Origin of the sequence: Corynebacterium sp. HMSC070E08 (assembly GCF_001808895.1) — a bacterium.
Taxonomy (GTDB): domain Bacteria; phylum Actinomycetota; class Actinomycetes; order Mycobacteriales; family Mycobacteriaceae; genus Corynebacterium; species Corynebacterium hiratae.
Genome location: NZ_KV794793.1, coordinates 1 through 6,010, shown reverse-complemented (window position 1 = coordinate 6,010; position 6,010 = coordinate 1). Strand labels below are relative to the sequence as shown.

General features: G+C 56.6%; 2 protein-coding genes and 1 pseudogene. All 3 read left to right on the top strand.

Annotation, left to right across the window (positions count from 1 at the left end; translation table 11 throughout):
• A pseudogene (locus tag HMPREF2526_RS13520) lies at window positions 1–1,325 on the top strand (hypothetical protein); the annotation flags it as partial.
• A 256-nt stretch (window positions 1,326–1,581) separates the two neighbouring features.
• Window positions 1,582–2,931, top strand: a complete 1,350-nt coding sequence (gene purT, locus HMPREF2526_RS10205; RefSeq protein WP_070547209.1) for a formate-dependent phosphoribosylglycinamide formyltransferase — start codon at window positions 1,582–1,584, stop codon at window positions 2,929–2,931.
• Window positions 2,932–3,675: 744 nt separating this feature from the next.
• A partial coding sequence (locus tag HMPREF2526_RS13420) for a VaFE repeat-containing surface-anchored protein (protein ID WP_210384416.1) occupies window positions 3,676–6,010 on the top strand: 2,335 nt, incomplete at its 3' end.

Sequence of the window (6,010 nt, the reverse complement as noted above, 5' to 3'; positions counted from 1 at the left end):
AGAACCCGGATACCGATGGTGATGGCCTGACCGACCGTACGGAAATTGAGATCGGCACCGATCCGAATAAGGCTGACACCGATGGTGACGGCGTAAACGATGGCCAGGAGATCAAGGACGGTACGGATCCGAAGAACCCGGATACCGATGGTGACGGTGTCAACGACGGTCAGGAGAAGGAGGACGGCACCAACCCGCTCGACAAGGGCGACTTCAAGGGTGGTGACGACTCCGATGACAACGGCGACAAGCCGAGCATTGTCCCAGGTGATAAGACCGATGAGGTTCCTGCCAACAATAAGCCGAAGGAACTGGATGACAAGGTCAAGAACCCGACAGATGGTATGACCGGTGATGTCCTTGACAAGGACGGAAAGAAGATTCCGGGCTCCAAGGTTGAGATCGACCCGAAGACCGGTGAAATCGAGGTGACCGTACCGAAGGGTACTGATCCGCAGGATGCCACGGTTGTTGTCAAGGACAAGGACGGCAACAAGGTCGGTGAGATTGATATCAAGATCACCAAGCCGAAGACGGACAACAACGACGGCGGTAACAACGGTGGTTGGTTCCCGTGGCCGATTGATCCGAACAAGCCGGGCGAGGATGACAAGCCGGGTGACGAGGATCCGAAGGACAAGGACACCGATGGTGACGGCCTGACTGACGAGCAGGAGAAGGAGCTTGGCACCGATCCGAATAAGGCTGACACCGATGGTGACGGCATCAATGACGGTGATGAGGTAGACGGCTCCAAGAACCCGTTCGATAAGGACGGCAACAAGGTTAAGCCGGGTGAGAAGGGGGCTCCGACTGACCCGAAGAAGGCTGATACCGATGGTGACGGCACCAATGATGGTGATGAGGTCACTGGTTCCAAGAACAACGGTAAGCCGACCGATCCGAATAACCCGAAGTCCAAGCCGGAGACGGACCCGAACGGTTCCTCTAAGCTGCCTGACTGGAATGGTTCTTCGAACCTGTCTGAGCGTTGCATCAACACTGGTCTGGGTATTGGTATCCCGCTGCTGTTCCTGATTCCGGTTGGTCTGGCTTCCCAGATGAACATTCCGGGTCTGTCGGAGTTTGTTGCTCCGATTAATAAGCAGATTCAGGATCTGAATACCCGTCTGCAGCAGCAGACCAACACCTTCAACGGCCCGTTGGCTGACCAGGTCAATGGTATTAATGCTCAGCTGAAGCGCTTCGGTGCTGACTACCAGCAGGCTGCTGGTGCTGTGGCTCTGATTGCTGCTGGTGCTTTGGCTATCGGCCTGTTGGCTGATGCTTGTGCACCGGGTGCTGGCGAGGGTTCCTCCAAGTAAGAGGAAGACCGCGATAACCGAGGGCCAGCCGGCCCCCGTGGCCGGCTGACACGCTAGAAGGTCAGTCTGTAGCGCCAAGCCCCCTTTCCCACTGTTTCCCTGCGGTGGGTAAAGGGGGCTTTGGTGATCCTGCACCCCCGGAGTCGGAGCCCGGGGGCCAGTGTGCCGTCGTGGGGTGCGGTGAGTTTGGGTGGTTGTGGGGAATCGGGGGACGTCGCCAGGCAGCACGGCGTCAAATGTGTGCGATAATTCGAGAATGACTACCGTAGGCGACATCGCAGGCCAGATCGGAACCCCCTTAACAGCAAGCGCCACTAAGGTGCTGCTCCTCGGGGCGGGCGAGCTGGGCAAGCAGTTGGTAATAGCCTTTCAGAATTTGGGGCTCGAGGTGCACGCCGTGGACCGCTACGCAGGAGCACCCGCGCAGCAGCTTGCGCACTTTAGCTACATCGCAGACGTTAGGGACCCATACAAGGTGTGGGAGCTGACTGAGAGGATTAAGCCAGACTACGTAGTCCCAGAGGTGGAGACTGTCGCGGTGGAGACGCTGAAGCGTATAGAGGAATTCGGCACCACCGTTGTGCCATCAGCGCGGGCCTGTGAGCTGACACAAAGCCGGGAGAGCGTGCGTGAGGTAGCTGAGAGCATCGGCTTGCCCGTCACTGCCTATCGCTTTGCTGAGTCCGCTGAGGAGTTGCAGGAGGCAGTGGGGGAGTTGGGGCTGCCGTGCATCGTGAAGCCGGATATTACGACCTCCGGGAAGGGCCACATCCTTCTTAAGGAAGAAGAGGACGTGGAGGAGGCCTGGTCCATGGTGCGACACGTGTCCTCGGAGTATAAGCGCGTCGTGGTGGAACGCTTCGTCGACTTTGATTATGAGGTCACGCTGCTTGCGGTGCGTTCCATCGACCCGGCTACGGGCAAGATGGCCACGTGGTTCAGTGAGCCCATTGGCCACCGTCATGAGAAAGGCGATCTAGTGGAGTCCTGGCAGCCCATGGCGATGAGTGAAGACGCCCTGGCGAACGCACGCTCCGTTGCGGCGCGCATCTCCAATGAATTGGGTGGGCGCGGTGTTTATGGCGTTGAGCTCTTCGTGGCGGGTGATGAGGTGTATTTCTCCTCTGTTTCGCCGCGTCCTTTGGATACCGCAATGCTGACTGGATACACACAGCGCTTCTCTGAGTTTGAGCTCCATGTCCGCGCAATGTTGGGCTTCCCGATTGATGTGACGTTGGTGAGCCCCGGTGCGGCGGTCATTCTGCACGCGGATGCTGAGCTTGATGACGTCTCCTATTCCGGCCTCGATGCCGCCCTGGCGTATGAGGAGACGGACGTGCGTCTGTTTGGTAAGCCGTGGGCGTATGCAGGGCGCCGAATGGGGATGGTGGCTACGACTGCTGAGGATGTTGAGACAGCCCGCGACAGGGCGGCACTCGCGGCGGCGAAGATTACTGTGGAGTCGGGCTCGTCTTCAGGGGGAGACCAGGTGGATGCACAGCCAGTGACGGCTGCTGGCTCGCCGGTCTCCGACATCGAGGTTATTGAGGTCCCTGAGCCGGTCGTCGACGTTGATCCGAAGCTCACGCGTTCCGCGGATGATTAATGAGGGCTCGGCGAGCCATAAAACTGATTAATGGGGGTAGTGGTCTAAGCCCCGTGGGATGAGGTTTCTAATGGGGAATGACGGCCGTGCTTTGTGCACGGCCGTTTCGCGTGTCTGCGAGGTGTAGCGGTAAGGGTGCTAAGTGCTCGCGAGTACGAGCTTTCGCGGGCCTTGGGGTGCTACTAGGTCGCGGGGGATCGTAGGTATCGCAGGTGCTTACAAGGGGATTAGGCCAGCGGGGGCGCGCACAGTGCTGTTGCGCTGGCGGAAGGTTTCCTTGCGCAATCCGGGTGGGAAAAAACTGATATGCAAACTTAGTAAATCTTAGATTGAGTATTATAAGAAATACTTAGAAGTTGACGATGTGAAGGAAAAATAGAACAAGTGGGCGGTAGATGGGAGCTGCCTGACTTGAAAACGGTCTAGTGCAGCATAAATACGCTCCAACTTGGGTATAGGCGAAATTTATAGAGCAATGAGATACCTTGCAGCTTCCTGTGTCGAATGATAGTCTCCTGAGTGGACTATCAGAGTTCGTGAGATTCGTGAGAAGAATCGCCGGTAAAGGTGTAAAAACCTACGTCCCGATTTCAGATTGGTTCAGTGGTCTAAGGCTGCTGTGCAGAAAACTTGTAGACATTCACATCATTCGAAGAGGAAACGATGAGTAGATTAAGGAATATCTCCAGAGAGGGGTGGATGGTCTTTACTGCTGTGCTTACAGCAATTGCAGTAATTGCAGCCATGGTTACCGTTCCCTGGGCGAAGGCCGGCGCGGCCGAGCCGACTGATTTCGTGCCTAACACCACCTTGGGCGCTGAAAATGCGAAAATTGGCGGAGATCATAGCTGGGGCCAGCTTGTGTGGGCTGGTGTTCCGCCAGAAGGTGCGAGAAACCCTCACAAGAACAACGATGTCGGATGGGGCTGGTGTATTGATTACACTGTTGCCGATCCCATGCTCAAGAAGGGCAGCTACAAGAAGTCCACAGCAGGTGCGATTCGCTTTGATGACCCGAAGTTCCAGAATGCGGCAATCGGCATTGCAATGAAGCTGCGTGATGCTACGGCGGCTGGCGATAAGAAACTTGCTAACCGTTACAGCGTTTACTTGGCAGCGCTCGTCTCTGATGCGTCGGGTAGGGCTGCCGCGATTAAGTTTATTCACGCAAACGACGGCGGAAATGTCTCTGGTCTGGCACGTCCGCTCCACGGGTTCGACGGCAATTCGGAGGATTTCACGGCGAACACGGGGCTGCGCATTCTAAAGGACAATGCCCAAACGCTCGACCAGCAGTTTGAAGCCGATCCGTCGGTTACTATCCCTGAGCAGCCGGCGGATGCCTTCATCACTGTGGTTGGCCCTAACGGCATAACCACTCATAACAGTGGTGGGGGACAGCGTGTGGTTCCGATTGACCAGCCTGGTCTGCCGGATGATGGCGGCGAGAATCCGGGTAAGGATGAGGAGAGCAACCCGAATCCGAAGCCGACTCCGTCGGAAAGCACTGAGACTGAGCCGTCCACGACCGATGAGCAGACCACCGAGGAGACCACTTCTGAGGAAACCACGTCTGAGAGCTCTGAGGCTGAGACGACTTCTGAGGAGCCGACCACGGAGGAGACGACCGAACCGTCTGAGCCGTCGACGACCGATGAGCAGACCACGGAGGAAACCACCTCTGAGGAAACGCCATCTGAGAGCACCGACGAGTCGACGACCGAGGAAACTGAGGAGCCGACTCCGACCCCGACCACTGACGTAGTTCCGGAGCCGACCCCGACGACTTCTCAGCAGGAGAAGCCGCGCAAGCCGGAGATCAAGACCCAGGCCAAGTTTGATGGTGACAAGCAGCAAGTTGTTGCTGGCGCAACCGTCATTGACACGGTTCACTACGAGGACTTGGTTCCTGGTAAGAAGTACACCCTGAAGGCCGAACTTCGTAACAAGGCTGCTGACGCTAATGGCGAGCACGCTGTCGTTGGTACCGGCTCGCAGGAATTCACTGCGGAAGCTGAGTCCGGCGACGTTGCGGTAAAGATTAACGTCGATAAGCAGCTCGAGTCCCCGATCGCTGCTGCCGTTGCTTTCGAGAAGCTCTTCTCTTCCGAGGTAGACAAGGATGGCAACGACATCTCCGGCTCCCATGAGGAGAAGGAGATTGCCACTCACGAGGACATCAACGACGAAGCACAGACCGTTATCACTGTCTGGAACCCTGAAATCGGTACGACGGCCAAGTTTAAGGACGGCAACCGCGTTGTTGAGGGCGCCACGGTTATCGACACCGTGACGTATAAGGACCTTGTTCCGGGTAAGAACTACACCCTGAAGGCAAAACTGATCTCCAAGGAAGACGGCACTACCGTTCTGGGTGAGGCTACCCACACCTTCACTGCGGAGAACTCTGCTGGCTCTGAGGACGTTGAGATCGTCGTCAACGACAAGGCCAAGGACGGCGTTACCGCTGCAGTTGCTTTTGAGAAGCTCTTCTCTTCCGAGGTAGACGAGGACGGCAACGATATCTCCGGCTCCACCGAGGAGAAGGAGATTGCTAAGCATGAGGATATCAACGACGAGGCACAGACTGTGACCTCTGAGCTGAACCCGTCGATTAAGACCAAGGCTGAATTCGATAATGCTAAGCAGGTTGCTGCCGGCGTCGTAGTTAAGGACACTGTTTCTTACACCGACCTAGTTCCGGGTAAGGAATACACTCTTAAGGCAGAGCTGCGTAACAAGGCTCTCAACGAGAACGGTGAGCATGCTGTTATCGGTCGTGGTGACCTGACCTTCACTCCGAAGAGCTCTGTAGGTGAGGTCGTTGTTGACATCAAGGTCAATGAGGACCTTGAGGGTGTAGTCAAGACTGCGGTTGCATTCGAGAAGCTGTACTCCAAGCAGGTTGATGAAACCGGTAAGGATGCTCCGAAGAACGAGGGTGACGGAAATGAGATCACCACGCACGAGAACATCAACGACGAAGATCAGACTGTGACCTCTGAGGAGGAGCCGTCTGAGTCGACGACCCCGGAGAACCCGGGTGAGGAGACCACTCCGAACCAGCCGGGCGAGGAGA

Coding starts and splice junctions, on each gene's coding strand:
- purT (WP_070547209.1), top strand. CDS start 1,582: ATGACTACCGTAGGCGACATCGCAGGCCAGATCGGAACCCCCTTAACA.